The 24308-nt window shown below is 70.8% G+C and carries 36 protein-coding genes; 33 read left to right on the forward strand and 3 right to left on the reverse strand.

The genetic code is table 11. From position 1 onward, the window contains the following. Nucleotides 1-268 precede the first annotated feature (268 nt). Entirely contained in the window at nucleotides 269-1813 is a 1545-nt protein-coding gene (locus tag ABZ659_RS33850) for a site-specific integrase (protein WP_360228120.1), read from the reverse strand. 2 nt (nucleotides 1814-1815) lie between these two features. Beyond that, nucleotides 1816-2583 carry a helix-turn-helix transcriptional regulator gene (locus ABZ659_RS33855; protein ID WP_360228123.1) on the reverse strand — a complete coding sequence of 256 codons (768 nt, stop codon included), beginning with the start codon at nucleotides 2581-2583 and terminating at the stop codon, nucleotides 1816-1818. A 170-nt stretch (nucleotides 2584-2753) separates the two neighbouring features. Here ABZ659_RS33855 and ABZ659_RS33860 point away from each other — a divergent pair, with 170 nt between their 5' ends. The 17 genes from ABZ659_RS33860 to ABZ659_RS33940 all read left to right on the forward strand — a co-directional run bounded on the left by ABZ659_RS33860 (nucleotide 2754) and on the right by ABZ659_RS33940 (nucleotide 12901). Beyond that, on the forward strand, nucleotides 2754-3059 hold the full coding sequence (locus ABZ659_RS33860) for a hypothetical protein (protein WP_360228126.1): 306 nt from the start codon (nucleotides 2754-2756) through the stop codon (nucleotides 3057-3059). 92 nt (nucleotides 3060-3151) lie between these two features. Further along, the gene (locus tag ABZ659_RS33865; RefSeq protein ID WP_360228129.1) at nucleotides 3152-3397 is read left to right on the forward strand and encodes a hypothetical protein; all 246 of its coding nucleotides are present in this window, start codon (nucleotides 3152-3154) and stop codon (nucleotides 3395-3397) included. Beyond that, nucleotides 3394-4224 (forward strand): phage antirepressor KilAC domain-containing protein, encoded by an 831-nt coding sequence (locus ABZ659_RS33870; protein ID WP_360228132.1) that lies wholly within the window; start codon nucleotides 3394-3396, stop codon nucleotides 4222-4224. Before ABZ659_RS33865 ends, ABZ659_RS33870 begins: the two co-directional genes overlap by 4 nt. A gap of 55 nt (nucleotides 4225-4279) precedes the next feature. After that, complete coding sequence (locus ABZ659_RS33875) at nucleotides 4280-5389, forward strand: hypothetical protein (protein ID WP_360228135.1); 1110 nt, start codon at nucleotides 4280-4282, stop codon at nucleotides 5387-5389. Continuing rightward, the gene (locus ABZ659_RS33880) at nucleotides 5386-6093 is read left to right on the forward strand and encodes a hypothetical protein (protein ID WP_360228138.1); all 708 of its coding nucleotides are present in this window, start codon (nucleotides 5386-5388) and stop codon (nucleotides 6091-6093) included. Before ABZ659_RS33875 ends, ABZ659_RS33880 begins: the two co-directional genes overlap by 4 nt. After that, nucleotides 6090-6755, forward strand: coding sequence for a hypothetical protein (locus ABZ659_RS33885; RefSeq protein ID WP_360228141.1), 666 nt, complete (start codon nucleotides 6090-6092; stop codon nucleotides 6753-6755). Before ABZ659_RS33880 ends, ABZ659_RS33885 begins: the two co-directional genes overlap by 4 nt. A gap of 211 nt (nucleotides 6756-6966) precedes the next feature. Beyond that, a complete protein-coding gene (locus ABZ659_RS33890; RefSeq protein ID WP_360228144.1) occupies nucleotides 6967-7212 on the forward strand; it encodes a hypothetical protein in 246 nt (81 codons plus the stop codon). A 95-nt stretch (nucleotides 7213-7307) separates the two neighbouring features. Continuing rightward, complete coding sequence (locus tag ABZ659_RS33895) at nucleotides 7308-7652, forward strand: hypothetical protein (protein WP_360228147.1); 345 nt, start codon at nucleotides 7308-7310, stop codon at nucleotides 7650-7652. Next, nucleotides 7649-8014, forward strand: coding sequence for a hypothetical protein (locus ABZ659_RS33900; protein WP_360228150.1), 366 nt, complete (start codon nucleotides 7649-7651; stop codon nucleotides 8012-8014). The genes ABZ659_RS33895 and ABZ659_RS33900 overlap by 4 nt, the downstream gene beginning before the upstream one ends. Further along, entirely contained in the window at nucleotides 8011-8439 is a 429-nt protein-coding gene (locus tag ABZ659_RS33905; RefSeq protein ID WP_360228153.1) for a hypothetical protein, read from the forward strand. The genes ABZ659_RS33900 and ABZ659_RS33905 overlap by 4 nt, the downstream gene beginning before the upstream one ends. Beyond that, nucleotides 8436-9296 carry a helix-turn-helix domain-containing protein gene (locus tag ABZ659_RS33910; RefSeq protein ID WP_360228156.1) on the forward strand — a complete coding sequence of 287 codons (861 nt, stop codon included), beginning with the start codon at nucleotides 8436-8438 and terminating at the stop codon, nucleotides 9294-9296. The genes ABZ659_RS33905 and ABZ659_RS33910 overlap by 4 nt, the downstream gene beginning before the upstream one ends. Beyond that, nucleotides 9293-9466 (forward strand): hypothetical protein, encoded by a 174-nt coding sequence (locus ABZ659_RS33915; RefSeq protein ID WP_360228159.1) that lies wholly within the window; start codon nucleotides 9293-9295, stop codon nucleotides 9464-9466. Before ABZ659_RS33910 ends, ABZ659_RS33915 begins: the two co-directional genes overlap by 4 nt. Then, complete coding sequence (locus ABZ659_RS33920; protein ID WP_360228162.1) at nucleotides 9463-9777, forward strand: hypothetical protein; 315 nt, start codon at nucleotides 9463-9465, stop codon at nucleotides 9775-9777. The genes ABZ659_RS33915 and ABZ659_RS33920 overlap by 4 nt, the downstream gene beginning before the upstream one ends. A 1-nt stretch (nucleotide 9778) precedes the next feature. After that, nucleotides 9779-9967 (forward strand): hypothetical protein, encoded by a 189-nt coding sequence (locus ABZ659_RS33925; RefSeq protein ID WP_360228165.1) that lies wholly within the window; start codon nucleotides 9779-9781, stop codon nucleotides 9965-9967. A gap of 28 nt (nucleotides 9968-9995) precedes the next feature. Continuing rightward, nucleotides 9996-10334: a hypothetical protein gene (locus ABZ659_RS33930; RefSeq protein ID WP_360228168.1), complete on the forward strand. Its 339-nt coding sequence runs from the start codon at nucleotides 9996-9998 to the stop codon at nucleotides 10332-10334. Between the two features lie 85 nt (nucleotides 10335-10419). Then, nucleotides 10420-12510 (forward strand): cell division protein FtsK, encoded by a 2091-nt coding sequence (locus tag ABZ659_RS33935; protein ID WP_360228171.1) that lies wholly within the window; start codon nucleotides 10420-10422, stop codon nucleotides 12508-12510. A 190-nt stretch (nucleotides 12511-12700) separates the two neighbouring features. Continuing rightward, a complete protein-coding gene (locus ABZ659_RS33940) occupies nucleotides 12701-12901 on the forward strand; it encodes a type IV toxin-antitoxin system AbiEi family antitoxin domain-containing protein (protein WP_360228174.1) in 201 nt (66 codons plus the stop codon). A gap of 182 nt (nucleotides 12902-13083) precedes the next feature. Here ABZ659_RS33940 and ABZ659_RS33945 read toward each other — a convergent pair whose 3' ends face one another. Further along, the gene (locus ABZ659_RS33945; RefSeq protein ID WP_360228177.1) at nucleotides 13084-13239 is read right to left on the reverse strand and encodes a hypothetical protein; all 156 of its coding nucleotides are present in this window, start codon (nucleotides 13237-13239) and stop codon (nucleotides 13084-13086) included. A gap of 45 nt (nucleotides 13240-13284) precedes the next feature. Between ABZ659_RS33945 and ABZ659_RS33950 the strand changes: the two genes are divergently transcribed. The 16 genes from ABZ659_RS33950 to ABZ659_RS34025 form a co-directional block, all read left to right on the forward strand. Then, on the forward strand, nucleotides 13285-13668 hold the full coding sequence (locus ABZ659_RS33950; RefSeq protein WP_360228180.1) for a holin: 384 nt from the start codon (nucleotides 13285-13287) through the stop codon (nucleotides 13666-13668). Next, a complete protein-coding gene (locus ABZ659_RS33955; protein ID WP_360228183.1) occupies nucleotides 13665-13985 on the forward strand; it encodes a hypothetical protein in 321 nt (106 codons plus the stop codon). Before ABZ659_RS33950 ends, ABZ659_RS33955 begins: the two co-directional genes overlap by 4 nt. A 174-nt stretch (nucleotides 13986-14159) precedes the next feature. Continuing rightward, on the forward strand, nucleotides 14160-14609 hold the full coding sequence (locus ABZ659_RS33960; protein ID WP_360228187.1) for a hypothetical protein: 450 nt from the start codon (nucleotides 14160-14162) through the stop codon (nucleotides 14607-14609). After that, nucleotides 14606-16219, forward strand: coding sequence for a terminase TerL endonuclease subunit (locus ABZ659_RS33965; protein ID WP_360228190.1), 1614 nt, complete (start codon nucleotides 14606-14608; stop codon nucleotides 16217-16219). Before ABZ659_RS33960 ends, ABZ659_RS33965 begins: the two co-directional genes overlap by 4 nt. Nucleotides 16220-16232: 13 nt before the next feature. Next, nucleotides 16233-17726 (forward strand): phage portal protein, encoded by a 1494-nt coding sequence (locus tag ABZ659_RS33970; protein WP_360228193.1) that lies wholly within the window; start codon nucleotides 16233-16235, stop codon nucleotides 17724-17726. After that, entirely contained in the window at nucleotides 17723-18775 is a 1053-nt protein-coding gene (locus ABZ659_RS33975) for a hypothetical protein (protein WP_360228196.1), read from the forward strand. Before ABZ659_RS33970 ends, ABZ659_RS33975 begins: the two co-directional genes overlap by 4 nt. Before the next feature lie 43 nt (nucleotides 18776-18818). Continuing rightward, entirely contained in the window at nucleotides 18819-19553 is a 735-nt protein-coding gene (locus ABZ659_RS33980) for a hypothetical protein (protein WP_360228199.1), read from the forward strand. Nucleotides 19554-19568: 15 nt separating this feature from the next. Continuing rightward, a complete protein-coding gene (locus ABZ659_RS33985; RefSeq protein ID WP_360228202.1) occupies nucleotides 19569-20552 on the forward strand; it encodes a major capsid protein in 984 nt (327 codons plus the stop codon). 15 nt (nucleotides 20553-20567) lie between these two features. Continuing rightward, nucleotides 20568-21101, forward strand: coding sequence for a hypothetical protein (locus ABZ659_RS33990; protein ID WP_360228205.1), 534 nt, complete (start codon nucleotides 20568-20570; stop codon nucleotides 21099-21101). Between the two features lies 1 nt (nucleotide 21102). Continuing rightward, entirely contained in the window at nucleotides 21103-21654 is a 552-nt protein-coding gene (locus tag ABZ659_RS33995) for a hypothetical protein (protein WP_360228208.1), read from the forward strand. Beyond that, nucleotides 21651-22061, forward strand: coding sequence for a DUF6093 family protein (locus ABZ659_RS34000; protein WP_360228211.1), 411 nt, complete (start codon nucleotides 21651-21653; stop codon nucleotides 22059-22061). Before ABZ659_RS33995 ends, ABZ659_RS34000 begins: the two co-directional genes overlap by 4 nt. Continuing rightward, nucleotides 22061-22462, forward strand: a complete 402-nt coding sequence (locus tag ABZ659_RS34005; RefSeq protein ID WP_360228214.1) for a hypothetical protein — start codon at nucleotides 22061-22063, stop codon at nucleotides 22460-22462. The genes ABZ659_RS34000 and ABZ659_RS34005 overlap by 1 nt, the downstream gene beginning before the upstream one ends. 3 nt (nucleotides 22463-22465) lie before the next feature. Further along, nucleotides 22466-22885 (forward strand): hypothetical protein, encoded by a 420-nt coding sequence (locus tag ABZ659_RS34010; protein ID WP_360228217.1) that lies wholly within the window; start codon nucleotides 22466-22468, stop codon nucleotides 22883-22885. Between the two features lie 10 nt (nucleotides 22886-22895). After that, nucleotides 22896-23225: a hypothetical protein gene (locus tag ABZ659_RS34015; protein WP_360228219.1), complete on the forward strand. Its 330-nt coding sequence runs from the start codon at nucleotides 22896-22898 to the stop codon at nucleotides 23223-23225. A 90-nt stretch (nucleotides 23226-23315) separates the two neighbouring features. Beyond that, entirely contained in the window at nucleotides 23316-23795 is a 480-nt protein-coding gene (locus ABZ659_RS34020) for a hypothetical protein (RefSeq protein WP_360228222.1), read from the forward strand. Further along, nucleotides 23795-24308 (forward strand): hypothetical protein (locus tag ABZ659_RS34025; RefSeq protein ID WP_360228225.1); only part of this gene is annotated, 514 nt, incomplete at its 3' end. The genes ABZ659_RS34020 and ABZ659_RS34025, both read left to right, overlap by 1 nt.

The raw sequence follows: 24308 nt of genomic DNA on the forward strand, positions 1-24308 counted from the left end.
GGTAGGCCCTGTGGGACTCGAACCCACAACCAATGGATTAAAAGTCTTCGAACCCCTCAGACCAGCCACTTCCGGCGAGTACCGCCCTCTGCCGGAGAGGGACGGAAAGAGCAGGTCGTAAGGCATGTGATCACCGGTCGCCGCCACCCTAGATGCCGTCGAGTACCGGATACTTCCGGCGACTTCCGAGACGTTCGGGCGAGCACGGGGCGAGCAGAAGGGCCCCGCCACCTGCGGTGACGAGGCCCTCTCGCTGTCCAGCCGTACGCTACTCGCCCGCACCCGCGCCCCCCGCGCGCCAGGCCCTCGGCACCACCGCCGCAGCCTTCTCCGCGATCTCCCGGTCCACCTCCGGCAGCAGCGAGGTGTACGTGTCCGACGCGAGCTTGATCGTGCCGTGCCGCAGCGTCTCCTTGATCGCGTGCAGGTCGCCCCCGCCCGCGTGGATCAGGGTCGCCGCGATGTGCCGCAAGTCGCGGAGGTTGATGGGCGGCAGCTCAGCCGCCTCGGCGATCCGGCGGAACGCCTTCGACACCAGGTCAGGGTGCAGCCACTCCCCCGTCTCCGTCGTGAAGACCTTGCCCGTGTCGGCCCACTTCCGGCCAGCCTTCAGCTTCTCCTTCAGCTGCCGTGTGCGGTGCTCTCGCAGGACCTGCGCGGTGGCCGTGTCGAGCGCGATGGTGGCCGCGCTCCCCGCGGTCTTCGGCTCCGTCTCGATGACCGTCCAACCATCAACGACCAGCTCGGTGGACACAGTGATGAGCCCCTCGTCGAGGTGAACGTCCGTCCATGCCTGCCCGACGGCCTCACCACGGCGCAGGCCCCGGAAGCCCATCAGGTAGAACAGCGCGTACAGGCGCTCGCCGTCAGCCTCGGCCTGGTCCAGGAACTGGCCGAACTGCTGGGGGGTCCACACCATGACCGGGCCCGGCTTCTCCCCTGTCTTCCGCCAGCGCCGTACGTGGCCGTCGGTCCACAGGATCGGCTTCGGCCGCTGACCGCCCTCCAGCTCCACGTGCGCCGCCGGGTTGAACGTGATCATCTGCCGGGCGATCGCCGCGTTCAGCGCCGTGCGGAGGGTCCGGCGGATCGCGTGCAGGGACTGCGGGCCGGTCACCCGCCGGTACGGCTTCATCTCGGCGAGCTTCGCCCGCTCCTCAGCCAGTTTCGCCCGCTCGGCCGCCTTCGGCGCGCCCGGTCTGCCGCGCGTGCAGCGCGCTTCCTGCGCCCGCCGCTCGGCGTTCTCGGCGGCGATGACCTCGGCGTCGTCGAGGATGCCGTCGAACATCTCCACGAGGTGGCCGACGTTCAGCCGGTCGAGGCGCAGGTGTCCGATCCGCGGCTTCAGGTGCACGCGGACGTGTGAGGCGTACCCGTTCGTTGTCGTCGGCCGGGTCTTCTTCGCCGCGAGCCAGGCGTCCAGCCAGTCCGCGACCAGGGTCTTGCCGCTCAGGTCGACGCCGACGCCGAGCTTGCGGGAGACCTCGGTCGGCTCGGGGATCTCGCCGCGGGTCTTGCCCAGCTCCTGGAGGAAGGCGCCGACGCGCTCCTGCGCGTCCGTGTCGTCGCCACACAGGTCGAGGATGGCGCGCACCTTGTCGAGGTCGCTCTGTGCGTCCCCCACTCTGGTGTAGCCGGTGCGCCGAAAGGTGCGTCGCGTACCGTCGGCTGCGGCGGGAAGTTCCTGGCGGACCTGGTGCGCACCGTGGTTGCGCCTCGAGAGGTCAGGGCACTTCGAGCCGAGACGCTTCCCGTTGGCGTCACGGCACTCACACCGCTTCGAGACGCTGCCAGCCCGACGGGAGGCAGGCATAGTTACTCCTCCCGATCAGACTCGAGAGGGAGATCAGCATCGCTCTTGGAAGACTGCTGCTCAGCTTCTCTCCGATACCGCTCCCACTCTTCCCTGGCAAATGCGGATGCCTCGTTCTGCATTTCGTCTTGCTGATCGCTGCTCTTGCCTCCGGTTAGCAGTCCGCTTTCCGCCGCCTCAACTCGACGCTGCTGAAACCACCGCGCTCTCAGCACATTCAGAACTTCGGCGTCCTCAATTGCGTAGGCAGCCGCGACCCGCACGAAGGACTCTTCACACTCGAATCGGTGGTACGCCGCGTCCCTCCACCTTTCCTGAGCGTCGTACTCCAGCGTCCGCGCTCGCTTGAGCTTGAGCCGAGCTGCCAGAACAAGCATGTGCGGATCATTTGTCGCCGCCTGGCCTGTGAACAGCTCAGTGTGATCTACCCCGAGCGCCTCGGCGATGGCGAACATTTCATTCACTCGCCACGGCCGCTCACCTCTCTCGATCTTCGCGATTTGTGTCTGCGACAACTTGATCTCACCGACTTCCGCGATTCGATCGGCGATCTGCTGCTGTGACACATTCAGTTCTTTTCGGATCCGCCGCAGGTTATAGCTCGCCAGGGATTCACCGTCCACCTCGTTGAGTGGATGCTCCGCTGGCGGCCCATAGCGACGGTTGAGCTCGGCGTCCGCTTCGAGCTCCGCTGAGTGCGCGATCAGCTCGCTGGCCACGCGGGCCTCAGTGACGTCGACGCCCTCGGAGCGACCGTCATAGTTCGTCATGAACTGAAGGTATCAGGCGGTTTCCGGGTTGACACCCGGTTCGACAGGTGTACCCTCGACCCACCGATCCAAAATGACCCCAGAAGTTCAGGCCGTAACAGACTGACACTCGGTGGCATGAGACAGCACGCACTGTCAGGATCAGCGCCAGTCGAACGAGAGATGGACTCATGACCGCAACTCCCACCGAGAGGCCCGCAGCACGCGGCATGCAGCTCCACGAGCTGCTCGCCCTCCCTGTCGCAGTCGACCTGGAGACGTCGAACCGCGCCCTACGCATGGGCCGCACCAAGGGCTTCGAGCTCGCCAAACGGGGCGAATACCCCGTCCCCGTCCGAAGGGACGGCCGCACGTACAGGGTCAATCGCGCGGATCTCCTCCGCGAACTCGGGATCGACCCGAACGGTGATGGCGCCGGGCCTGCCAGCCCGGCGCCATCTGAGAACGCCCCTGTCACCACCAGTTCCCACCAGTGAAAGAGCGGCGTCGAGGCTGCCACCCCGACGCCGCCCGGAAAGACGTCCTCATGCCCGAGATTGCCATGGCGACAACGGCGTCGCCAACCTTGATGAACAGCGCGCCTCCCACCGCGCACGAGCGCGAACTGCTCCTGTACGAGATCGTCGACGGCCGCCAGTGCCGCCTGGAATGGCGCAACGGCAACGAGCTGTGGCTCGCCGACGGCGACCAGGAGTGCGAGGTCGACCCCGGACAGGTGCTGCGGCTCCTCAGCGACCACGCCCGCACGCGCCCCGCCGCGCCCTCGGCGGCTGCCGTGGCCGCGGGAACCACGCAGGACGGGCAGCGCTCGTGACCAAGCACGACGACACCGTGGCGGCCCGGGACCTCCCGGGCCGCCCGGCCCTGCCGCAGCTCTTCCGCTTCCCCGAGACCGGCCAACCCGTACGGTCCGTGCTCGTCCAGGGCGAGCCCTGGTTCGTCGGCAAGGACGCCTGCGACGTCGTGGGCATCAGTAAGTACCGCGACGCCCTGGCCCAGCTCGACGAAGACGAAAGGGTGTCCGCGCCCGTGGACACCCCTGGCGGAGCCCAGCAGATGATCCTCGTCTCCGAGCCAGGCATCTACGCCCTCATGCTGATCTCCCGCTCACCGCGCGTGAAGGCTTTCCGTCGCTGGCTCACGCACGAGGTACTGCCCGCGATCCGGCGGACGGGCTCGTACACGGCGGCGGTACCGCAGAGCCTGCCGGAAGCGCTACGCGCGTACGCCTCGGAAGTTGAGGCGAGGGAGGCCGCCGAAGCACGCGCCGCCGAACTGGAGCCTGCCGCGGCCGCGTGGGAGACGCTCGCGACCGCCGAGGGCGACTACTCCCTGCGTGAGGCCGCACAGATCCTCAGCCGAGACCCCAGGCTTCAGATCGGACAGAACCGGCTCCTTCAGCGCATGCGTGAGCTGGGCTGGGTCGACCGCAAGGGCCAGCCGTACCAGAAGCAGGTCGAGGCTGGCCGTCTCGTCTGCCGCCCCCGGCCGTACACCCACCCGCATACCGGTGAGCCCGCCCTGTCCTCCCAGGTGCGTGTCACGGCTCGAGGGCTCGCCGTCCTCCGTGACCGGCTCGGCGGACAGCAGCAGGCGACGCTGCCGCTCGCTGAGACCAGCCAACCCCCGGGGTCGAACTGATGTCCGAACAGCAGCGCGGTACCCCACCGGCACCACGAGTGAAAGGCGGCTCGTCATGGCCCGCGGCCACGGTCGGATCCTCAGCAGCATCTGGGAAGACGCGGACTTCATCGCCCTCGCCCCGGAGGCTCAGCGGCTGTACCTGTTCCTGATCTCCCAGCCCAACCTCAACCACGCCGGTCTGCTGCCACTGACCCTGCGCAGGTGGTCCCGCAAGGCCCACGGGCTCACGGCCACCGCCATCGAGGAGCAGCTGCACGCCCTGGAGGCAGCCCGCTTCGTCGTCCTCGACGAGGATACCGAGGAGCTGCTGATCAGGTCGTTCGTACGCAACGACGGCGTATGGCGGATGCCGAAGGTCATGGGGGCCGCGGTGAGCGGCGCCCTGGAGATCGAGTCCAGGAAGCTCCGCCAGGCGCTCCTGGTGGAGATGGACCGTATCCCCCTCGGCGACCTGAGCGACGAACCGGCCAAGTCTCGAGGCGTCGATGGGCCGTCGATCCGCGCGCAAGTCGCCGAGCACATCAGCACCCTGCGCAAGTCCTTCGGACACCCCGAGCCGAACTCTCCCGTAAGGGCACCCGAACCTCCTTCGGGAACCCCTTCGGGAACCCCCTCCCGAACCCCCTCCGATACCCCTGCCGAACCCCGTGCGGAAGCCTCTACGCGCGCGCCCGCGCGCGTTTCCCCTGCCCCTTCCCCCGTCCCCTGCCCCGATCCCCAGCCCCAGCCCCACGCGGGTGCGGGTGCACGGGAGACGGCTCCGTGGTCGCGGGCCGATGAGGCCGTGGGCGAACAGATGCTCACCGCCTGGTGGGACCAGTACGGCAGCCGTACCGCCCAGCGCCGCCGCAACGTCCTCGACGCCATCGAGGACGCCCTGCGCAACGGTCTCGACCCCGATGAGCTGTGGCAGGCCCTCGTACGCCTCGGGGAGACCAGCAAGCCTGTCACCGGCGGCTGTCTCCAGATCGCACTCTCCGACATCCGCAAGACGGCCACCAGCGGCGAGCCCGTGCAGGGCGCCCTTCTGCTGGCGCTGCCCGGCGGGGGCGAGGGAGCTACCGGCCACCAGGCGCTCCGCGGCAGTGACGCGAACTTCGCCGGGCACGCCGCGCTCACCGCACAGCTCCGAGCCCAAGAAGCCCAGGAGAAGACGTCATGACCCCAGCCGAAGCAGCCGACCTGCTGGCCCGCTGTGCCGCCTTCGACAACCGCAAGCCGTCCCTGGTCGCCGCGCAGGCCTGGGCGAACGCGCTCCAAGATCTGCCCCTTGATGAGGACTGCTTCACGGCAGTCGACCGGTTCTACGGCACCCCTCCGAGGGAGCCGGGACAGCGGCTGTGGATCCAGCCCCACGACGTACGCACTCACCGGCGGCAGATCCGTGCCGAGCGGACCGCGCACTTCGTGTACGAGCCGCCCGCTGACGACCGCGACGGTGACCCCGCGTACCTCACCCGGTACCGCGCCCAGCTTGCCGCGCTCGCCTCCGGCAAGGTGCTGGGGCCTTCCAGCGGCCCGGCCCTCGAGGGAGGTCCGCACCCCAGCGTCGTACCCGCCCTCGAAGGTGCGCTTCATCTCCTGGACGATTCCAACGGGACGGCGAACGGGGAGCCCGTGGCCAAGGTTCGGCGTCCGGGACCGCTCGGCGTTGACTGCCCTCAGTGCCACGCGGCGGTCGGGAGGCCGTGCAAGACCGGTCTGCTCGGCGATGACTCCCGACGGGTGAAGGAGCTACGCCGCCCTCACGCCGCCCGCGTCCGCGTGGCGAGCGGGGGCCCGGCCCGCCTGGAGTCCCCGGAGGAGATCGAGCGCCGCCGAGAAGCCTCCCTTCAGGCCCTGGCCCAACTGGAAGAGGCATCGTGACCGCCTGCGGCCTGTGTGAGCGTGAGCTGCACGGCGACCGGGCCGGGCACTTCCTCTGCGGCAGCTGCGCCCGCGCCACGGGGGAGCGCCTCGCTCGCATGACCGCGCTGTACCGGACGCTCGCGCTGTTCCTGCACCCGTCCGGCCGCCGTACCCAGCTGGGCCGTACGCACTCCGCGGAGGCCGGTCTGCCGGTCGCCGAGCCGGTGCTCGTCCTGCGCGGCCCCGGCGGCATGTGCGGCGTCCTCGAGGACTGGCGTACGGCCCTGCATGCCGACCTCGGATGGCCCCCGCCCCGCCCGCGCGGGAGCACCGAGGACCGCATCGCCCGCGCCGTACGCGGCCTGAGCGACAACCTGTTGTGGGTCGCCTCGAGCTGGCCGCCGGCGGGCGCCTTCGCGGAGGAAGTCCGTGACCTCGAGCGCACTGTCCTGCGCATCGTCGACCCGCCCGAGCCCGCGCTCAGGATCGGGCCGTGCCCGGCCCTGCTGCCGGACGGGAGCACCTGCGGGGCTCTCCTGAGCGTTCCGGCAGGAACCTCGAAGGTGGCGTGCGCCTGGTGCGGCACCCACTACCCACCCACCACGTGGCTCACCCTGGCTTCCGGCCAGTGGGCGAGCGACGACACGCCCAAGGAGGCGACATGGCCGACCGCATCGTGACGTGCAGGTACCTCAAGGCGTACGAGACGCAGTGCACCGGCGAAGCCGTAGACCCCACCGCGGAGGTCCTTCTGTGCGCTCGGCACCTGGCGGCCGCTCAGCGGCTCATCGACACAGCGTTCCGCCGTGCGGGACTTCCCGGCGCCCCGCGTCCCGCACGTACGAGGTGACGTCGTTGCGTCCAACACCCCTATTGGATAGAGTCGGGGTGATGGAACCGAAGCCCTGGCGGAACCGGGTCCGCGACGAGGAACAGCTGTTGGCGCAGCTCAACCAACTCGCCTCCGAATCCGCCTCCAGACGGGCCGAGGCCCTACGCGAAGGCGTAGCGGAACTCGGCTCGGTTGCCAACGTCGCCCGCGACCTCGGGCGCAGCTGGCAGGCCATCGACCAGGCGCTCAAGCGAGACGAGCGCAAACGCAAGGCGACCAACCCGGACGCCACCACAACCGAATAGACAGCGAGGGCCGGACAGCAGCTCCCAGGTGTTGGCGCACCCGGGGCGATCGCACCGCCCGACCCTCCAGCCCACGAACGAGATCGGACCTCGTCATGGACCAGCAGCACCTTAGCGCGCCCGAAAGCGCGCAGATCACCCCGCGCGAGCCCCTGTACGGGGCCGCCGCCGACCGGATCCGCGACCAGCTGCGCGAGTCGAGCAACCTCACCGTCGACGTCGCCCAGCGCATGCTCGCCGCCTACGGCAACCCGTCCGGCTACGACATCTACGCCTACGCCCAGGCCCACGGCGCCCTCGCCGAGGCCCTGCGCATCCTCGTGCGCGCGGTCGGCGCCGACCCGGCGCACGCCGAGCGGGAGGCCGTACGCCGCTCCGTCGACGCCCACTTCCCGACCGTCGCCGCGTTCCTCGCCCACGAGCGGGGTGAGCGCCGGTGAGCATCGAGCCCCGGACGGTGACTCTCACCATCCTCGTCACCAAGCAGCTCGAGGTCGCCGAGCCCGCCTGGTGCACCGACCCCCACCGCAAGGCCTCCTTCAAGACCGACATCACCCACAACGGACCCGAGATCACGGGCGCGCTCACCACCGACCGCGGCACCTTCCACTACCTCACCGCGTGGCTCACCCAGGCCCCCCACAGCGAGATCCACCCCCTGGTCGCCATCGAGCTGGGCAGCGGCACCGTCGAACTCGACCCGGACGACGTCCGTGCCTTCACCGACGGGGTCCGCCGCCACCTCAACCGCCTCGACGCCCTCGCCGCCGAGTGCGAGCGACTGCGGGGTGAGGGCCAGTGACCCGCAAGCCCACCGCGTCCACCGAGATCCACGACCTCCGCGCGCTCCTGGCCGTCGTCGTCGACGCGCTCACCCTCCCCTTCGACACCCCCAACTACGACCAGCGGATCCTCGCCCGCGCGGCGACCGCGCGCGTGGTCGTCGGCGAGGCGCTCATCGAAGACCCGGCGGGAAACCTCGGCTGGAACCTCGACTACCTGCGCCAGCAGCTCGCCCAGGAGGAGACCGAGGCGGCCGAGCAGGCGAAGAACCAGTGCGGACGCTGCCACAAGCCGTTCGACCCCACCGACACCCGCCACGACGGCCACGACCGCTACGCCAGCACCCCCTGGTGCCGCCGCTGCATCGACAACTGCCGCGACGGCGGCACCGAACACGTCTGCGTCATCTGCGACCCCGCCCGGTACGGAGGTGGGGGCCGGTGAGCCGCGTCCGTCAGATCCTCGCCCGCTGGTTCCGCCGCCCCGCCCCCGCGCCCGCCCGCCGCACGGCGGCCCCGCTGTGGGTGCGCGGCCTGACCGCCGGAGGACGGCCCATCGTCCTCGGCGTCGCCCTCCTCATGTGCGCGCCCGGCGAGTACCACCTCGCCCGCAACGCCGGATGGAACGACCCCTTCACCTACGGGATGCCAGTCGTGCTGTCCGCCTACGCGGGCATCGCCGCCGCAGTCGCCTCCACCCGCCGCCCCGGCGACCGAGGACGCTGGTCCGCCATCATCGGCGCGTGCCTCGCCCTCGGCCTCGCCATGGCCGCCCAGGTCGTCTCTCACCTCATCGACACCGGGCACATGGTCGCCAACCAGCCCGGCCTCATCGCGGTCACCTCACTGGTGCCCCCGGCCGTCGTCGGGCACCTGCTGCACCTCGCGGCGTCCCCGCCGGACACCCGCCAGGACGCCCCGGACACCGAGGACGCGCCCGCGTCCCGGGCCGTCCCGGAGCGTCCGGCCGTGCCCGAGGTGGTGCCCGCCGGGGTCCGCCTGCTGCCCCTGGTCGCCCGGCCCCGGCCCACCGTCACCCTCGAACGCGAGGACGGCCAGGACACCGACAGGACGCGGGAGCTGGAGCCCGGCACCGGCGAGGACACCGAGGACGGACCGCCCCCGGAGCCGCCGCTGATGACCGCCAAGGACGTCGCCCAGCACTACGGCATCACCCCCTCGACCGTCCGCAACTGGGTCGCCGCAGGACGCATCCCCGTCCACTCCAAGGACACCTCCGGACGCAACCTGTTCCACCCCGACCAACTGCCCACCATCTCCGGGTCGGTGGTGCCGGTATGAAGGCCCTCCTGTTCGGCATCGTCCTCGGTGTCCTGCTGCTGTGGCCCACCGCGCTGTCGCTCACCGCCACCGCCACCACCACGCTGCTCGGCGAGCCGGTCCTGGTCGCGTTCGTCCTCGGCGCCGCCGCCCGCCCCTACCTGCCGACCTGGCGGGGGTGGGTGCGGTGAGCGACGCCCTCGACAAGGCGCAGCAGGCCGCCGCCGAAGCGGCCCAGAACACGGAGACGGCCCGGCTGATCGCCGCCGTCCTCGCCGCGCAGCAGATCGCCCAGCAGCAGGCCCCGCCCCACGTGTGCCAGCACCAGGCGCCGCGCGGCCGGAGCGCCGCACAGTGGCTCGGCATCGCCTGCGCCGTCTGCGTCGGCGGCGTCGGGATCGCGTTCGCGTCCCTCGCCCTGGCCGTCCTCGGCGGCACCGCCGCGATCGTCGTCCTGGTCCTGCGGGACCTGTGGCGCGACATGCAGAAGAAAGGGCGCTGACATGGGCGTCTTCCGCCGCAACGAGACCGCGTCCCACGACGACGCCCGCACCCGCGCGCTCCTCGACGCCGCCGACACCGCGTTCGAGACCGACGACTCGGCGTTCGCGGATGTCGTGATGGACGGCCTCATGAGCGACAAGGCCACCCGCCCCTACCCGCCCACCGGACACGGCTACCCCCGCCGCTGACCAGCCACGACCAGAGAAGGGACACCCCGTGCCCAAGTCGTCCTACACCCGCGCCGAGAAGCTCCGCCTGGCCGTCCTCGTCGGCAAGGCCGCCCGCCAGTCCATGCGCGGCGACCGCAACGAGGACACCATCAGCGACCGCGTGAAGCGGGAGGCCGAACGGATCGAAGAGAGGGCCGCCGCCCGCGGCCAGGCCGAGGCCGCCGCACTCCGGCAGCAGCTGGAGCAGGCCCGCACCAACGCGGCCACCGCGAAGGCGCAGATGCGGGCCGCCACCGGCAAGGACCGGGCCGCCGCCCGCCAGCAGCTGCACGAGCACGAGCGGGCCGCACGCCGCATCGAGGCGGCACTGCGCCGCTACCAGTAGCCCCACCCCGGGGACGGCGTCCTACCGGCCAGCTGTCGCCGTCCCCGGGCCCCATATCCCCCCGCAGGGAGACAGGACCGCCAGCATGACGGACACCACCGTCCACCTCCACAAGGACGCACCCAAGGACGCCCAGGACGCCACGCCCGAACCGGCGTCCTCCGCGCGTCCGCGCCGCCGCATCCGCACCGACCACCTGCGCCGGATCATCGTCGAGGTACGCACCAACACCGGATACCGGGCCGTCGTCCGCCACGGCTCCTACATCGTCGGCGGCACCCGCGTCCTGACCCGGCGAGCGTGGGACGCCCGCACCACCGCCCGGCACGAGCGGATGATGCGCGCCGCCGAAGCCGCCGGACAGGAAGACATCGCCCGCGACTGGGAACAGCGGGCCTACATCTTCCGCCAGTCCCGCCACCGCCGCCGCATGGAACTCCTCCAACTGGCCATCAACGCCCCCAAGGCCCTCCTCATGGGCGCCGCCGCCGGGACCGGCGCCCTGCTGATGATCGGCATCATGCTGGCCTGGGCCCGCCAGGACGTCCACGACATCGTCACCCCGCTCGCCGCGACGGTCTCCTTCGTCGCCTGGGCCGCGTTCATCGCGGGCGTCATCTGGAACCCCCTGCTGACCGCCCTGCCGTGGATCGCCCTTGCCGGAGTCTGGGCCGTCGGCCGCCACCGGCAGACCGCCCCCGCCTGGGCCCTGCCCGGCGACCCCGAACAGCGCGACGTCGTCCCCGACGAGAACGCCATCCTCAAGGCGCTCGGCAACCTCGGCATCGCCCCGCTGAACAAGGCCATCAAGGACGGCTGGCAGCCACGCTGGGTCTCCCCCACCACCCGGGCCGGGAACGGCTGGCACACCCAGCTCCAGCTCCCCATGGGCGTCACCGTCGAGATGGTCAGCGCCAAGAAGCCTGTCCTGGCACATAACCTGCTGCGCAAGCCCGTCGAGGTCTGGCCCACCGAACCCCCCAAACAGCCCGGCGTCCTTGACCTGTGGGTCGCCGACCAGGGCTCCCTCTCCGGCGCCGTACCGCCCTGGCCCCTGCTCACCGAGGGCACCACCGACTACTTCAAGGGCGTGCCCGTCGCCGTCTCCCAGCGCGGCGACAGCATCATCGGCAAGCTCATGGCCTCCAACTGGATGGTCGGCGGCATCATGGGCTCCGGCAAGACATCCATCGTCGTCTCCCTCCTCCTCGGCGCGCTCCTCGACCCCCTGGTCATCGGCGAGGTCTACTGCATGGCCTACAACGTCGACTTCGACCCGCTCAGGCCCCGCCTGAAGACGCTGGTCAAGGGCGACGACGACGAGGACATCAAGGCCGCCCTGGTCGCCCTGCGCGACCTGCGCGACGAGGTCACCGCCCGCGGCAAGCTGCTGGAAGACCTCGGCGGCGACGCCACCAAGGTCACCCGCGAACTCGCGCTGAAAGAACCCCGGATGCGGCCCAAGGTCGTCGTCTTCGACGAGTGCCACGAGCTGTTCATGCACAAGGAGTACGGCAAAGAGGCCGCCGAGCTGGCCATCAAGGTCATGAAGAAGGCCCGCAAGGTCGCCATCACCCTGGTCTGGGTCACCGTCTCCCCGACCGCCGACAGCCTCCCGCGCGACGTCACCCGCAACACCAGCCACCGCGTCGCCTTCGCCGTCGGAGACCACGTCGCCAACGACGGACTCCTCGGCTCCGGGCGGCACAAGGCCGGTATCACCGCGACCACCCTGATCCCCGGCGAGGACGTCGGCACAGCCGTCACCGTCGGCTTCACCAACAAGCCGTTCGAGGTCATCCGCTCCCACTACATCGCCCGCGACCCGGACAAGGGCATCGACGAGGTCACCCCGGTCGTCGAGCGCGCCCTGGCACTGCTCCAGGGCGGCGAGGACCAGCAGGACGAGCACGCGTTCACGCCGCCCGATCCGCTCGCCGACATCCTCACCGTCCTCGGCCAGGCGCCCAGGATGCGCACCCAGGACGTCCTGCGCGGCCTGGCCGACCTCAACGACCGCGAGTACGGCGACTGGTCCTTCGGGCACCTGCGCCGCGTCCTCGACGAGGCAGGGCACGGCGAGTACAAGACCGACGGCGGACGCCAGCACGTCAGCCGACAGCGCATCCTCGACGCCCTCGCCGACCGCTACGACGACGAACTGGACGCGAGCTGACCGACAGGGAGGCGGCCATGATCAAGGGAGTTCTCCCCAGGCGCCTCCCCCCGGCACCTCCCTCGGCACCACCTGCGGAAACACGGACGAAGGGAGGCGAGGAAGACGAGGGAGGGAGCACGCGGGAAACGGGAAACAGGCACCCGCACCTCCCCTACGCAGCCTCCCTCCCTGCCGCATCATGGTCATCATGGACGACCGCACCGCCCCGCCCGGCTACCTCACCACCCGCCAGGCCGCGCACGCCCTCGGCATCACCCCCGGCGCCCTCCGCAACCTCGTCTACCGCGGACAGCTGGCCCGCGCCGGGGGCACCGAACGGCACCCGCACTACGCCGCCCGCGACGTCGCCGCCATCGCCGCCAAACGCCGCGAACGGCAGGTCGCTTGACCGCAGGTCAGAGACTGTGTGACGATCCCGGTGTACAACTGTGCCCGCACACGGGCCCCACATAGCTCACGACGAAGCCCCCGGTGACCAACCCCGGGGGCTTCGTCGTGCCAGAACCACAGCGGCGCGGAGGACGGGTAGCAGCCGTCAGCGCGCAGGGAGGAAGCCTGCCCGCGCCGCCGTCAGGACCTCCGCCTGACCGCGACCAAGGCCAAGGCCCCCAGGATCATCGCGGCGCCCGCGATCACCCCGGGCCACCACGTAAGCAGTCGCGAGCCGATCAGCACGACCAGGCCCGACACCACGATGCCGAGCGAAGCGTCCAGCTTCTGCCTCATCGTCACCACCCCCGAAGCGGGCAACGCTACAGACCGGAGGTGGCCGTGGCCAGACGCCGAGCCCTCACCGTGTGCTCCGTCCCCGGATGCCCCCAGCTCACCCCCACCGGCCGGTGCCCGGCCCACCGCCAGGCCGCCGAACAGCAGCGAGGCAGCGCACGCCAGCGCGGCTACGGACAGCAGCACGAACAGCGCTTCCGGCCAGGCGTCCTCGCCCGCAACCCGACCTGCGTGTGCACCCAGACCAGCCACGGCCACGGTCAGCCCTGCGGCCAGCCCTCACGCCACGCCGACCACTGGCCGCTGAGCAGACGCGAGCTGGCCCAGCGCGGCCTGGACCCCGACGACCCAGCCCACGGACGCGGCCTGTGCGGGCCCTGCCACTCCAGCGAGACCGCCAAGCACCAGCCCGGAGGGTGGAACCAGTGACCAAGACACGCGTACTCGCGACGATCACGGCCAAGGACATCGAACAGCACCGCGAGACGCTGGTGCAGTGGGCCACGGCCAACGGCATCGAGCCGCATGACGTGGCAGCCACGCCGGGCATGACCATCGAGCAGACCGGCCAGCGCACCGTGATCGTGTACCGGCAGTTCCAGCGCGCCGCCGACGGCAAGCTGCAGATGGATCCGGGGCGTTCGGATCAGGTCTGGACGATCAAGCGTTCCACCCCCCTGCGAGTCCCGCTCCCTGACCTTGATCGCGACGGTCAAGATCAACCCGATGGTTACTCTGCGCCATGATCACCCCGGGGGGGACCCCAAGATCATGATCTTTTGGGGACCGCCGGGGAGGTGACTCGCGGTGAGTACGGGTCTGGCGGGTCCCGCGCGGGCCCCGCTGATCACCTGCTGTGACCACTGCCTGTGCCGCGATGGCCGGGCTGGACGCGCCGCGACGGCGCTCAGGAGGACCCCATGGCTGGAGTCGGCCCCGTGCCGTCCCCGAACCGTCGGCGCAAGAACGCGGACCCGGTCCCGGGGACCGTGCTGCCCGCCGACGGCTACACCGGCCCGTCCCCGGACCTGCCGGGCGGCCACGACTACGACACCCGCACCCTCAGCTGGTACGAGACGTGGAGGCGCTCGCCGCAGGCGGCGACGTTCCTGGCCACGGACTGGCAGCGGCTGCACATGCTCGCCGAGCTGGTGGAGAAGTACTTCAAGGAGCCCAGCAAGGAGCTGCTCAGCGAGATCCGGCTGAACGAGGCCGCGATCGGCGGCACCCCGGCGGACCGTATGCGGCTGCGCTGGTCCCTCGGGCACCCCGAGGTCGGCAAGGGCTCTGAGCGTGCTGCCGAGCGGGCCGCGGCCCGCCGGGGTGGCCTCGACCCGCGTCAGCGGTTCCGGGCGGTCGGTGACGAATGAGGCGTCCGGGCGTCCGCCGATCCCTCGGCTACGCCCTGGCGGACTGGATCGAGTACTACCTGATCCACGGTCCCGGCGACGTGCAGGGCCAGGAGATCCTCCTCGACGCCGAGATGCTGCACTTCATCGTCTGCTGCTACGCGATCGACGCGCAGGGGCGGCGCCGGTTCGACGAGGCGATGCTGTCCCGGGCCAAGGGGCGGGCCAAGAGCGAGATCGCTGGGATGCTGGTCTGCGCCGAGGCGCTGGCGCCGGTCCGCTTCGACCACTGGGCCGAGGCCGGAGAGGTCTCGGACTGGGGCTACGAGTACGAGCCGGGCGAGCCGGTTGGCCGCCCGGTGACGTACCCGTTCATCCGCTGCCTGGCGACGGAGGAGACCCAGGCCGGGAACACCTACGCCAACGTCACCTACATGCTCAGCCACTCGGAGCGGATCGCCGAGGACTATCCGGGCATCGACATCGGCAACGACTGGCAGTCCAGCACCCGCGTTTTCCTGCCGGATGGCGGCGAGATCCGGCCGTCGACGGCCAGCTCGGCGGCGAAGGACGGCGGCAAGGAGTCGTTCTCCGTCGCGGACGAGACGCACCTGTACGTGCTCCCCGAGCTGCGCGACATGTACGAGACGGTCGAGCGGAACACCATGAAGCGCAAGGCCGCCGAGCCGTGGTTCCTCCAGACGTCCACCATGTACGCGATCGGCGAGGACTCCATCGCCGAGCGCACGCACCGCAACTTCAAGGCTGGCAAGGCCCCGCGGCTCCTGTTCGATCACGTGCAGGCGCCGGAGCGGCTGCTGGAGGACGCCGCCTACGAGGACCCGGGCGAGCTGAAGCGCGGGCTGATGCAGGCGTATGGCCCGTTCGCGGCGCACATGGACCTGGACCGCATGGTCACGCTCGCGCACAAGCCGACCCAGGACCGGGCGAAGTTCCGCCGGTACTTCCTGAACCTGCCGGTCTCCCTGTCGGAGACGTGGCTGTCCAGGCATCTGTGGGAGCGGTGCGAGCTGCCGCAGGAGGTGCTGCCGGGGGAGCGGGTCACGGTCGGATTCGACGGGTCTGATCACGACGACTGCACGGCAATCACCTGCTGCCGTCTGTCGGACGGCTACGTGTTCACCCCGACGTTCCCGGACGGCCGTCCGATGATCTGGACGAAGTGGGACGACGGCGATCCTGACGCCTGGCGGGTGCCGCGCGCGGAGGTCCGGGCCGGGATGAGCCACGTGTTCGCCACGTACAAGGTCGAGCGGGCCTACGGAGATCCGCCGGACTGGCGGGATGAGTGCGACGACTGGGCGGCCGAGTTCGGCGAGGAGACGTTCCTGGTCTTCGAGACCCGGGTCGCGACCCGTATGTGCCCGGCCCTGGACCGGCTGAAGACGAGCGTGCTGGCTGGGGAGTTGACGCACGACGGCAACGCGACGATGGCGGAGCACGTCGGCAACGCCAAGCCGGAGCGGCGCCCGTCGGGCATTGCCATCACGAAGCCGTCCCAGGACCGGAAGATCGACAGCGCGGTGACCGCCGCGCTCGCCGTGGAGGCCCGCGCGGACGTCCTGAAGCTGGAAGCGACCGCTGCCAGCACTTCCTTCTCCGCGTACTGACAGGAGGTTCATCGTGCCTGTGAGCGCGCAGGAGGCTCTGCGTATCACCCGGGTCCTGGAGCAGAAGCTGGACGGCCGCCAGAAGTCGATCCGGGTGTGGAACGACTTCTTCGGCGGGCGCCACAACCTCGCGTGGGCGTCCGAGCGGTTCAAACTGGCGTTCGGCGGCCTGTTCGCCGACTTCGCCGACAACTGGTGCGAGGTGGTCTGTTCGGCCCCGGCTGAACGTCTGACACCGGTCGGGTTCCGCTTCGGAACCGGCGACGAGGACCTGGTGCCAGCGGACCGGGAGGCGCAGAAGATCTGGCAGGCCAACAGCCTGGATGCGTGGGCTCGCGTCGCCCACACCGAGGCCATGGTCAAGTCCCGCGCCTTCGTGCTGGTCTGGGTGGACGACCCCGAGGCGGACGTGCCCGAGCCGCACATCACGGTGGAGGACGCCACGCAGTGCATCGTCGCCTACGAGCCGGGCTCACGGAGGCGGCGGGTCGCGGCGCTGAAGCGGTTCGACGGCGAGGACGGCTTCACCTACGCCACGCTGTACCTGCCGGATGAGATCTGGAAGTGGCGCCGCTCCGGCTCCCTGGTCGCGGCCGGGTCGCCGGTCCAGTCGGGTCTGATCCTGCCGCCGGGTCTGGCCACTCAGTGGGAGCCGCGTGGCGACGACCCTGAGCAGCAGCGCATCGACAATCCGCTGAAGCGGGTCCCGATGGTGGAGCTGCGCAACCGGCCCCGCCTGGTGGATGACCCCACGCCTGAGCACCAGGCGGTCATCCCGTTGCAGGACGCCACGAACAAGCTGATCGCCGACATGATGGTGGCCGCCGAGGAGGGCGCCTTCCCTGCCCGATGGGGTACGGGCATCGACCTGCCGAAGGACCCGCTGACCGGGCAGGAGATCGACGACCCGGAGCTGTGGCGGCTGTCGGTCAGCAAGATGCTCCGGGCGTCCAACCCCCAGGCGAAGTTCGGGAACTTCGAGGCGGCCGACCTGCGGAACTTCGTCGCCGGGATCACCATGCTGACCGAGCACATCAGCGCGATCTCCCGCACCCCGCCCACGTACTTCATGGGCAAGGTCGAGAACGTCGCCGCGGACGCCCTGACCGCCTCCGAGGCTGGCCTGGCCTCTAAGTGCCGGGACAAGACGATGTTCCTGGGCGAGGACTGGGAAGAGGTGCTCCGCCTCGCCTTCCTGGTCAAGGGCGACGACAAGCGGGGCAACAACCCGCTCGCTGAGACGATCTGGCGGGACGTGGAGTACCGCACCGAGGCGCAGCACATCGACGCGGTGCTGAAGAGAAAGGCGCTCGGGGTGCCATGGCGGCAGCTCATGGAGGACGCCGGGTACACGCCCACGCAGATCGACCGCATGGAGCGGATGCTGGAGCAGGACGCGGACCGGGCGGCTCGCGCGCTCGCCTTCAAGACGCCGGAGGGCGACGACTTCGGCGACGGCCTGGACGACGTCGGGGCCGAGGACCGGGAGGCGGGGGCGGTCGCGTGATCGCCTCCGATGTGCAGGAACTGGCCCTGGACCACTACGCCCGCCAGCAGGCGGTCGCGCGGCGGGCGGCGGATCGGGTACGGCAGGTGTGGCGGCAGATCGACCGCGAAGACATCTCCCGGTCGTGGCAGGACGTGGCCCCGCACCTGGTGGCCGCGGTCACAGAGGCCCAGCTCGCCGCCGCCGCGCTGGCCGACCCTTACGTGGACGCTGTCGTAGCTGCCGAGGGCGCCGATCCGGCTGCGGCCGGGCGTGTGCGCCCGCGCGCGCTCTCGGGGATCGCCTCGGATGGCCGTCCGCTGCTCTCCTTGCTGTATCAGCCGGTCATCGACTGGAAGGTGCGGATAGCGGCCGGGCAGGCCCCTACGGACGCCTTCCACGGGTCGCTGGCGTCGGCGCTGAGGATCACCAGGACCCAGGTGGCTGATGCGGGCCGTGGTGCGGCGCAGGTGGCGATGGCGGGGCGGCGCACGATCCAGGGGTACGTCCGGGTCGTCCAGCCGCCCGCGTGCGGTCGGTGCGTCATCTTGGCGGGCAAGGAGTTCGGCTGGAACAAGGGCTTCCAGCGGCATCCGCGGTGCGACTGCATCCACCTGCCGACCACGCTGATCGCCCGGCACCAGGGCCGCGTTGGAGCAGACCGGTTCACGCCGACGACCCGGCCGGGAGGCGGGGCCTCTGGGTTCATCACCCCCCGGGCCTACTTCAACAGCCTGAGCCGGGCCGAGCAGGATCGCGTCTTCGGCGCTGCTGGTGCGCGGGCGATCCGCGAGGGCGGCGACATGGAGCAGATCGTCAACGCGCGGCGCGGCATGAGGACTATGACGGTCTCCGGGCGCCGGGTGCGGACTACTAGCGAGGGCACTACCCGTCGCGGCTACTTCTACCGGCTGGAGCGCCGCCGTGCGATTGACCGCGGCCTCGTGCCGTCCTCCGGTGCCGGGTTCCGGCTGCGCACGGCGCGGCTGATGCCTGAGGAGATTTTCCGGCTCGCGGCGAGCCGGGATGAGGCGCTGTCCATGCTGCGGCGCTTCGGTTACCTGACCTGATGCGCGCGGCGCGATGCCGTGTGCCGACCTCATGGAGAGCGCGATGCTCACGTCTGTCCGTACCCGCACCCTGGCCGCTGCCCTGGGCGCCTCTGCCTGGGCACACCCCTACGCCGACCCGTTCACCTGCTACGCCGACGGCGGAGACGGTGGCGGGGACGGCGACCAGGGCGGCGGCGACGCAGACGGTGGGGACGACCAGGACGGCGACGACGACCGGGACGACGACCGCGACGGCGACGACCAGGGCGACGACGCCGATGGTGACCTCGGGGAGAAGGGCAAGAAGGCCCTGCGCGCCCTGCGCCGGGAGAACCGCCAGCTCAAGGCGCAACTGCGTCAGGCCGGATCCGGTGCGGCGTCCAGTGGCGGCTCCGGGAAGGGCGGCAGCACGGACGACGGGCAGGGCGATGACGCGGACGCCATCCGCGAGCAGGCCCGCGCCGAGGCCCGCGCCGAGGTGTGGGCGGAGCGGGTCGAGGCCGCTGCCATCGCCCAAGCCTCCGGCCGTCTGGCCAACCCGCAGCTCGCCGCGCGTCTGCTGCACGACCAGCTGGCCGACATCGGCGAGGACGACAAGGGCCGCCCCGACAAGGCGGCCATCACCGAACTGATCGACGAACTGCTTGAGGACGAGCCCTACCTGGCCGTGCCCGCGAAGGGCGCCGGTCGGCGGTTCCAGGGTGACGCCGACAGCGGCGCCCGCAAGACCACGAAGAAGGCGGCCAGTCTCGGTGAGGCGGTCGCCAACCGCCTGGCCGGGAAGACCGGCTCATAACCCCAGGAGCACCCCATGCCCGTGACGCTCGCGCAGGCGAAGCTGTCCGCGACGGACGACATCGACACGATGGTGATCGACGAGTTCGCCAAGAACAACTTCCTCATGCAGGCCCTCACCTTCGACGACGTCGTGAACCAGGCCGGTGCCGGTGCGACGCTCACCTACGGCTACACCCGCCTGATCACGCAGGCTGACGCCGCGTTCCGCGCGCTCAACACCGAGTACACCCCGGCCGAGGTCACCAAGCAGCGCTTCACCGTCGACCTGAAGCCGCTCGGCGGCAGCTTCCAGATCGACCGCGTGCTGAACCGGGTGGCCGCCGCCGCGGAGACCACCCTCCAGATGCAGCAGAAGATCAAGGCGACGAACGCCAAGTTCAACGACGCCGTGGTCAACGGTGACACCGCCGTGGACGCCGACGGCTTCGACGGGCTGTCCAAGAGCCTGACCGCGTCCAGCACCGAGTACGGGGCGGCCATCTCCACCGACTGGCGCGGCGCTACGATCGGCGCCGACCTCGGCAAGGCCAACGATGCCCTGGACGACCTGGACGCCTGGCTGGCGCTGCTGGACGGCACCCCGGACGCGATCCTCGGCAACATCGACTCCATCGCGCGGATCCGGTCCCTGGCCCGCCGCGCGGGCTATTACGACCGGGCCACCAGCGCCGACTTCGGCTCCCAGGTCGAGACCTACCGGGGCATCCCCCTCGTCGACCTCGGCGCGAAGGCGGGCAGCAACAGCCTGGTCATCCCCACCACGTCCAAGACCGTGGCGACCGTCGCGGGCAACTACACCGACATCTACGCCGTCCGGTTCGGCCTGGACGGCTTCCACGCCGTGTCCATGGCGGGCTCGCCGCTGGTGCAGACGTGGATGCCGGACTTCTCCACCGCCGGTGCGGTCAAGACCGGCGAGGTGGAGCTGGGCCCGGCGGCCGTCGTCCTGAAGGCCACCAAGAGCGCGGCGGTCTTCCGCAACATCCTCGTGCGCTGATCGGAGACCTGACTCATGGCACGCATCACCACACCGGTCCCCGGCTACAGCGGCCAGGGCCCCGGGACCCTGCACTTCAACCAGGGCGTCGCCGAAACCGACGACGAGGCGATCATCGCCTACTGCCGCAGCGCCGGGTACGGCATCGACGACGAACCGCCCGAGCGCCAGCAGCCCCAGGCGCCCGACCCCCGCGAGGTGACCACCACGGTGGTCGGCGCCCCCGTGCGGGACGCGGCGGTCGACCCGCGGCCGGGCGACTTCCGGGCTCCGGTGAACGCCGGTCAGGCCAACCCGCACGGCCCCGAGGTGTACGCCCCGGGCCTGCCCGGCGGGGGTCTCCAGCCCACCGCCCCGCCCGCCGAGTCCGTCCCGGACTGGGCCGAAGGGGGCGACGCCGGACCGGACACCCCTGCGCCCGCGCAGTCGGCGCCGGTCGCCGAGTGGCGGCAGTGGGTCATCACCAGCGTGGTCGACAACGACCCCGAGGTGCACGCCCAGGTCGAGAAGATGACCAAGGCGGAGCTGATCAAGAAGTACGGGGGCTGACATGGTCCTGGGGCCGTTCGCCACGGTCGAGGACCTCGCGGGCCGTATGGGTCGGGAGCTGACCACCGCGGAACAGTCCCAGGCTCCCCGCCTGCTGGCCGACGCATCCCACCTGATCAGGATGACGGCCGGGTACCAGCAGATCAGCCGAGTCGACAACGACACCGTGACGCTGCGCGGCTCAGGGACGTGCGTGCTGAAGCTGCCGCAGCGGCCCGTCCGGGATGTCACCGCGGTCACCGATCTGGCGTCCACCGACTGGGTGTGGGACGGCGGCGAACGCCTCACCCGGCTGGACGGCGCCACCTGGGACGGCCCCGTGACGGTGACCTACTCGCACGGTCTCGACCTGGAAGACGTCGCCTACCAGGTGGCCGTGTCCGTCACCTGCGACGCCGTCAAACGGGTGCTGAACAACCCGGACTTGATCCGGCAGCGCTCGATCGCCGACTACTCCGAGACCCTCGCCGACGCCCGCGCGTCCCTGCTGCAAGGCGAGCAGGACACCATCCGGGCCGCCTTCGGTGTCAGCACCTGGGGTGTCACCTCATGAGGGACCTGGCAGCTTTCCTCGCCCGCGGCCGGGCCGCCCACCAGGACCTGATGAGCGACCAGATACAGCTCTACCGGCCCGGACAGCCTGTCTTCGACCGGGACACCGGCACCACCATCCCGGGACCCCCCACCGTCTTCTACACCGGACCCGCCCGCGTGCGGCCCACGCAGACCACCGGCGAGGAGCAGCAGGCCGGGGAGCGGGACATCACCCTGCGCGAGTACGAGGTGGCCCTGCCCTGGGACACCCCCCTGCCCGACGGCGCCCGCGTCGTCCCCGGAGACGAGATCAAGGTCACCGGCTCCGAGGACCCGCGGATGCCCGGCCTGGTCCTGTACGTGACCGGGGCGCAGTACAGCGGCGACGCCACCGCGTGGCGCATCTACGGAGAGGACCGCTCCTGATGGACGCACGCTTCGACATGTCCGATGTCCGGCGCCTCCAGCGGCACCTGGCCCGCAGCATCCCCGTCGTGCGGCGCGACGCCCGCGCGGTCACGATGCGGGGCGCGGTGAACATCAAGCGGGACTGGCAGCAGAACGCACGCCAGACCGCTCCCCGGCACGCTCCCCTGTACCCCGGCAGCATCGGCTTCGACCTGGCCGGGTTCGGGCCGGACCTGTGGATGGCCATCATCGGCCCGGACAAGGGCGGCCCCCAGGGCGCGCTGGGCAACCTGCTGGAGTACGGGTCGGTGAAGAACCCGCCGCACAACGACGGCGGGCGGGCCCTCGCGGAGGAGCTGCCGCGGTTCGAGGCGCAGCTGGCGCTGCTCGCCGAACGCGGACTGGCCTGGGGGGTGTGAGCGGTGGCGACGCCTGTGACTCCGGACGTGCTGCCGCACATGGACGCCGTCAAGGCCGCGCTGGAGGCGGCCGGTCTGACGGTGTACCTGGGCGGCGTACCCACCGCGTCCGGGTGGACGGCGCCGGACAAGTACGCGGTGCTCTACCCCGACCCGGGCCGGGCTGTCCGGGACTCCCTCGCTGATGAGCGCGCCTCCCTCGACACGACCATGCAGATCACCTGCGTGGGCGGGGACGTGGAGCGGGCCCTGTGGGTCGCCGGTCGCGTCCGGCGGGCCCTGGCCGCACCGCTGACCGTCGCGGGGCGTATCTGCTGGCCCCCCGAGGACCTCGGCGGGCCGCCTGTGCAGCGGGACGACGACGTCAGCCCGCCTGTGTACTTCGTGCCGGTCCAGTACCGGATCTGCTCGTCACCTGCCTGATGGAGGACTCATGGCAACCCTGGCCACCCAGACGATCGCCCTCGCGGGCCTGTCCCCGACCTACGCCAACGCCGCATCCGGCGGGGACAAGTGCGAGGTCGGAGACCGCAACTTCCTGCACGTCAAGAACGGCTCGGCGTCCAGTGTCACGGTGACGCTGACCGCGACCGCGGCCGTGCGCGGGCAGTCCGTCGTCGACCTGACCGTGTCGGTCCCGGCATCCGGGGAGCGGATGATCGGCCCCCTGGCGGCGGACCTGCTCCAGTCGCCGACGGACGGCCTGTGCGCCATCGGCTACAGCGCCGTGACGACCGTGACGGTCGCCTCCCTGCGGATCTGATCCGTCAGAAGTGAGACCCAGCGGGTCTCACTTTCTTCGCCCGCCCCGTGCCGCCCGGCAGGGGCTTCTTTCTTTGCCCTGGAGGGCCTCATGGCTGACCTGATCAGCGACGGCAAGACCCGCGTAGCGTGGGCGTCGTCGATCGCGAACATCCAGGCGCCGACCGTCGCCGAGCTGACGGCGGGCGCCGACTACACCAAGCGCATCACGCCCGACGGGCTCAAGCTGGACCCGACGACCGCCGACGTCGACACCAGCAGCCTGGCGTCCAAGTTCGACACCACGACCGTCGGCAGGGTGGGGTTCGCCACCGAGCTGACCTTCAAGCGGGGCGACACCCCAGGCGACGACGCCCCGTACACGACTCTGAAGTACGGCGTCAGCGGGTTCCTGGCCGTGCGCCGCGGCATCGACTACACCACCGCCTGGGCGGCCGGGCAGAAGGTCGAGGTGTATCCGATCACCTGCGGCGAGCCGCAGAACATCGCCCCGGCCGCCAACGAGGTCATGAAGTTCATGTCGCCGATGAAGGTGACCGACACCCCGGCGACCGCGGCGACGGTGGCCTGATGCACGATCCACTCACCGTCGCGTTCGAGATCCGCCGTCCCTGGCCCGAGCGGTCCACCCTTCCCGCCGCAGGCGACAAGGCCGCCCGCTGGCGCATCCGTCTTCACCACGACTGCGGCACCTGGTGCGCCGACGACCCGCCCCACCGCGAGGGCTCGTTCCCCTGGTGGAAGCCCTCCAGCTACAGCGCGTTCTGGCGCCTCGGCGGCCGGGACTACTACTTCCCGTCCCTGATCACTGTGTGGCACCGCGAACCGCACGGGCGCGACGGCCTGACCGTGTGCAGCAAGCGCGTCCAGCGCCGTGACGGCACGTGGAGGTACACGCGCGGCTGGCGTTGGCACATCCACCACTACAAGCTCCAGTTCAGGACGTACCAGCGGCTCCGTCGACGGCTCCTCACCCGCTGTGCGTGGTGCGGCGGACGGGACCGCAAGGGCGACGCCGTCAACATCTCCCACCAGTGGGGCGGCCCGCGCGGGCGCTGGTGGCAGGGCGAGCAGGGTCTGTTCC

This window comes from Streptomyces sp. NPDC006997 (assembly GCF_040635175.1).
Taxonomy (GTDB): Bacteria; Actinomycetota; Actinomycetes; order Streptomycetales; family Streptomycetaceae; genus Streptomyces.

Coding starts and splice junctions, on each gene's coding strand:
- ABZ659_RS33850 (WP_360228120.1), bottom strand. CDS start 1,813: ATGCCTGCCTCCCGTCGGGCTGGCAGCGTCTCGAAGCGGTGTGAGTGC.
- ABZ659_RS33855 (WP_360228123.1), bottom strand. CDS start 2,583: ATGACGAACTATGACGGTCGCTCCGAGGGCGTCGACGTCACTGAGGCC.
- ABZ659_RS33860 (WP_360228126.1), top strand. CDS start 2,754: ATGACCGCAACTCCCACCGAGAGGCCCGCAGCACGCGGCATGCAGCTC.
- ABZ659_RS33865 (WP_360228129.1), top strand. CDS start 3,152: ATGAACAGCGCGCCTCCCACCGCGCACGAGCGCGAACTGCTCCTGTAC.
- ABZ659_RS33875 (WP_360228135.1), top strand. CDS start 4,280: ATGGCCCGCGGCCACGGTCGGATCCTCAGCAGCATCTGGGAAGACGCG.
- ABZ659_RS33880 (WP_360228138.1), top strand. CDS start 5,386: ATGACCCCAGCCGAAGCAGCCGACCTGCTGGCCCGCTGTGCCGCCTTC.
- ABZ659_RS33890 (WP_360228144.1), top strand. CDS start 6,967: ATGGAACCGAAGCCCTGGCGGAACCGGGTCCGCGACGAGGAACAGCTG.
- ABZ659_RS33895 (WP_360228147.1), top strand. CDS start 7,308: ATGGACCAGCAGCACCTTAGCGCGCCCGAAAGCGCGCAGATCACCCCG.
- ABZ659_RS33915 (WP_360228159.1), top strand. CDS start 9,293: ATGAAGGCCCTCCTGTTCGGCATCGTCCTCGGTGTCCTGCTGCTGTGG.
- ABZ659_RS33925 (WP_360228165.1), top strand. CDS start 9,779: ATGGGCGTCTTCCGCCGCAACGAGACCGCGTCCCACGACGACGCCCGC.
- ABZ659_RS33935 (WP_360228171.1), top strand. CDS start 10,420: ATGACGGACACCACCGTCCACCTCCACAAGGACGCACCCAAGGACGCC.
- ABZ659_RS33940 (WP_360228174.1), top strand. CDS start 12,701: ATGGACGACCGCACCGCCCCGCCCGGCTACCTCACCACCCGCCAGGCC.
- ABZ659_RS33945 (WP_360228177.1), bottom strand. CDS start 13,239: ATGAGGCAGAAGCTGGACGCTTCGCTCGGCATCGTGGTGTCGGGCCTG.
- ABZ659_RS33960 (WP_360228187.1), top strand. CDS start 14,160: ATGGCTGGAGTCGGCCCCGTGCCGTCCCCGAACCGTCGGCGCAAGAAC.
- ABZ659_RS33965 (WP_360228190.1), top strand. CDS start 14,606: ATGAGGCGTCCGGGCGTCCGCCGATCCCTCGGCTACGCCCTGGCGGAC.
- ABZ659_RS33980 (WP_360228199.1), top strand. CDS start 18,819: ATGCTCACGTCTGTCCGTACCCGCACCCTGGCCGCTGCCCTGGGCGCC.
- ABZ659_RS33985 (WP_360228202.1), top strand. CDS start 19,569: ATGCCCGTGACGCTCGCGCAGGCGAAGCTGTCCGCGACGGACGACATC.
- ABZ659_RS33990 (WP_360228205.1), top strand. CDS start 20,568: ATGGCACGCATCACCACACCGGTCCCCGGCTACAGCGGCCAGGGCCCC.
- ABZ659_RS33995 (WP_360228208.1), top strand. CDS start 21,103: ATGGTCCTGGGGCCGTTCGCCACGGTCGAGGACCTCGCGGGCCGTATG.
- ABZ659_RS34000 (WP_360228211.1), top strand. CDS start 21,651: ATGAGGGACCTGGCAGCTTTCCTCGCCCGCGGCCGGGCCGCCCACCAG.
- ABZ659_RS34005 (WP_360228214.1), top strand. CDS start 22,061: ATGGACGCACGCTTCGACATGTCCGATGTCCGGCGCCTCCAGCGGCAC.
- ABZ659_RS34015 (WP_360228219.1), top strand. CDS start 22,896: ATGGCAACCCTGGCCACCCAGACGATCGCCCTCGCGGGCCTGTCCCCG.
- ABZ659_RS34020 (WP_360228222.1), top strand. CDS start 23,316: ATGGCTGACCTGATCAGCGACGGCAAGACCCGCGTAGCGTGGGCGTCG.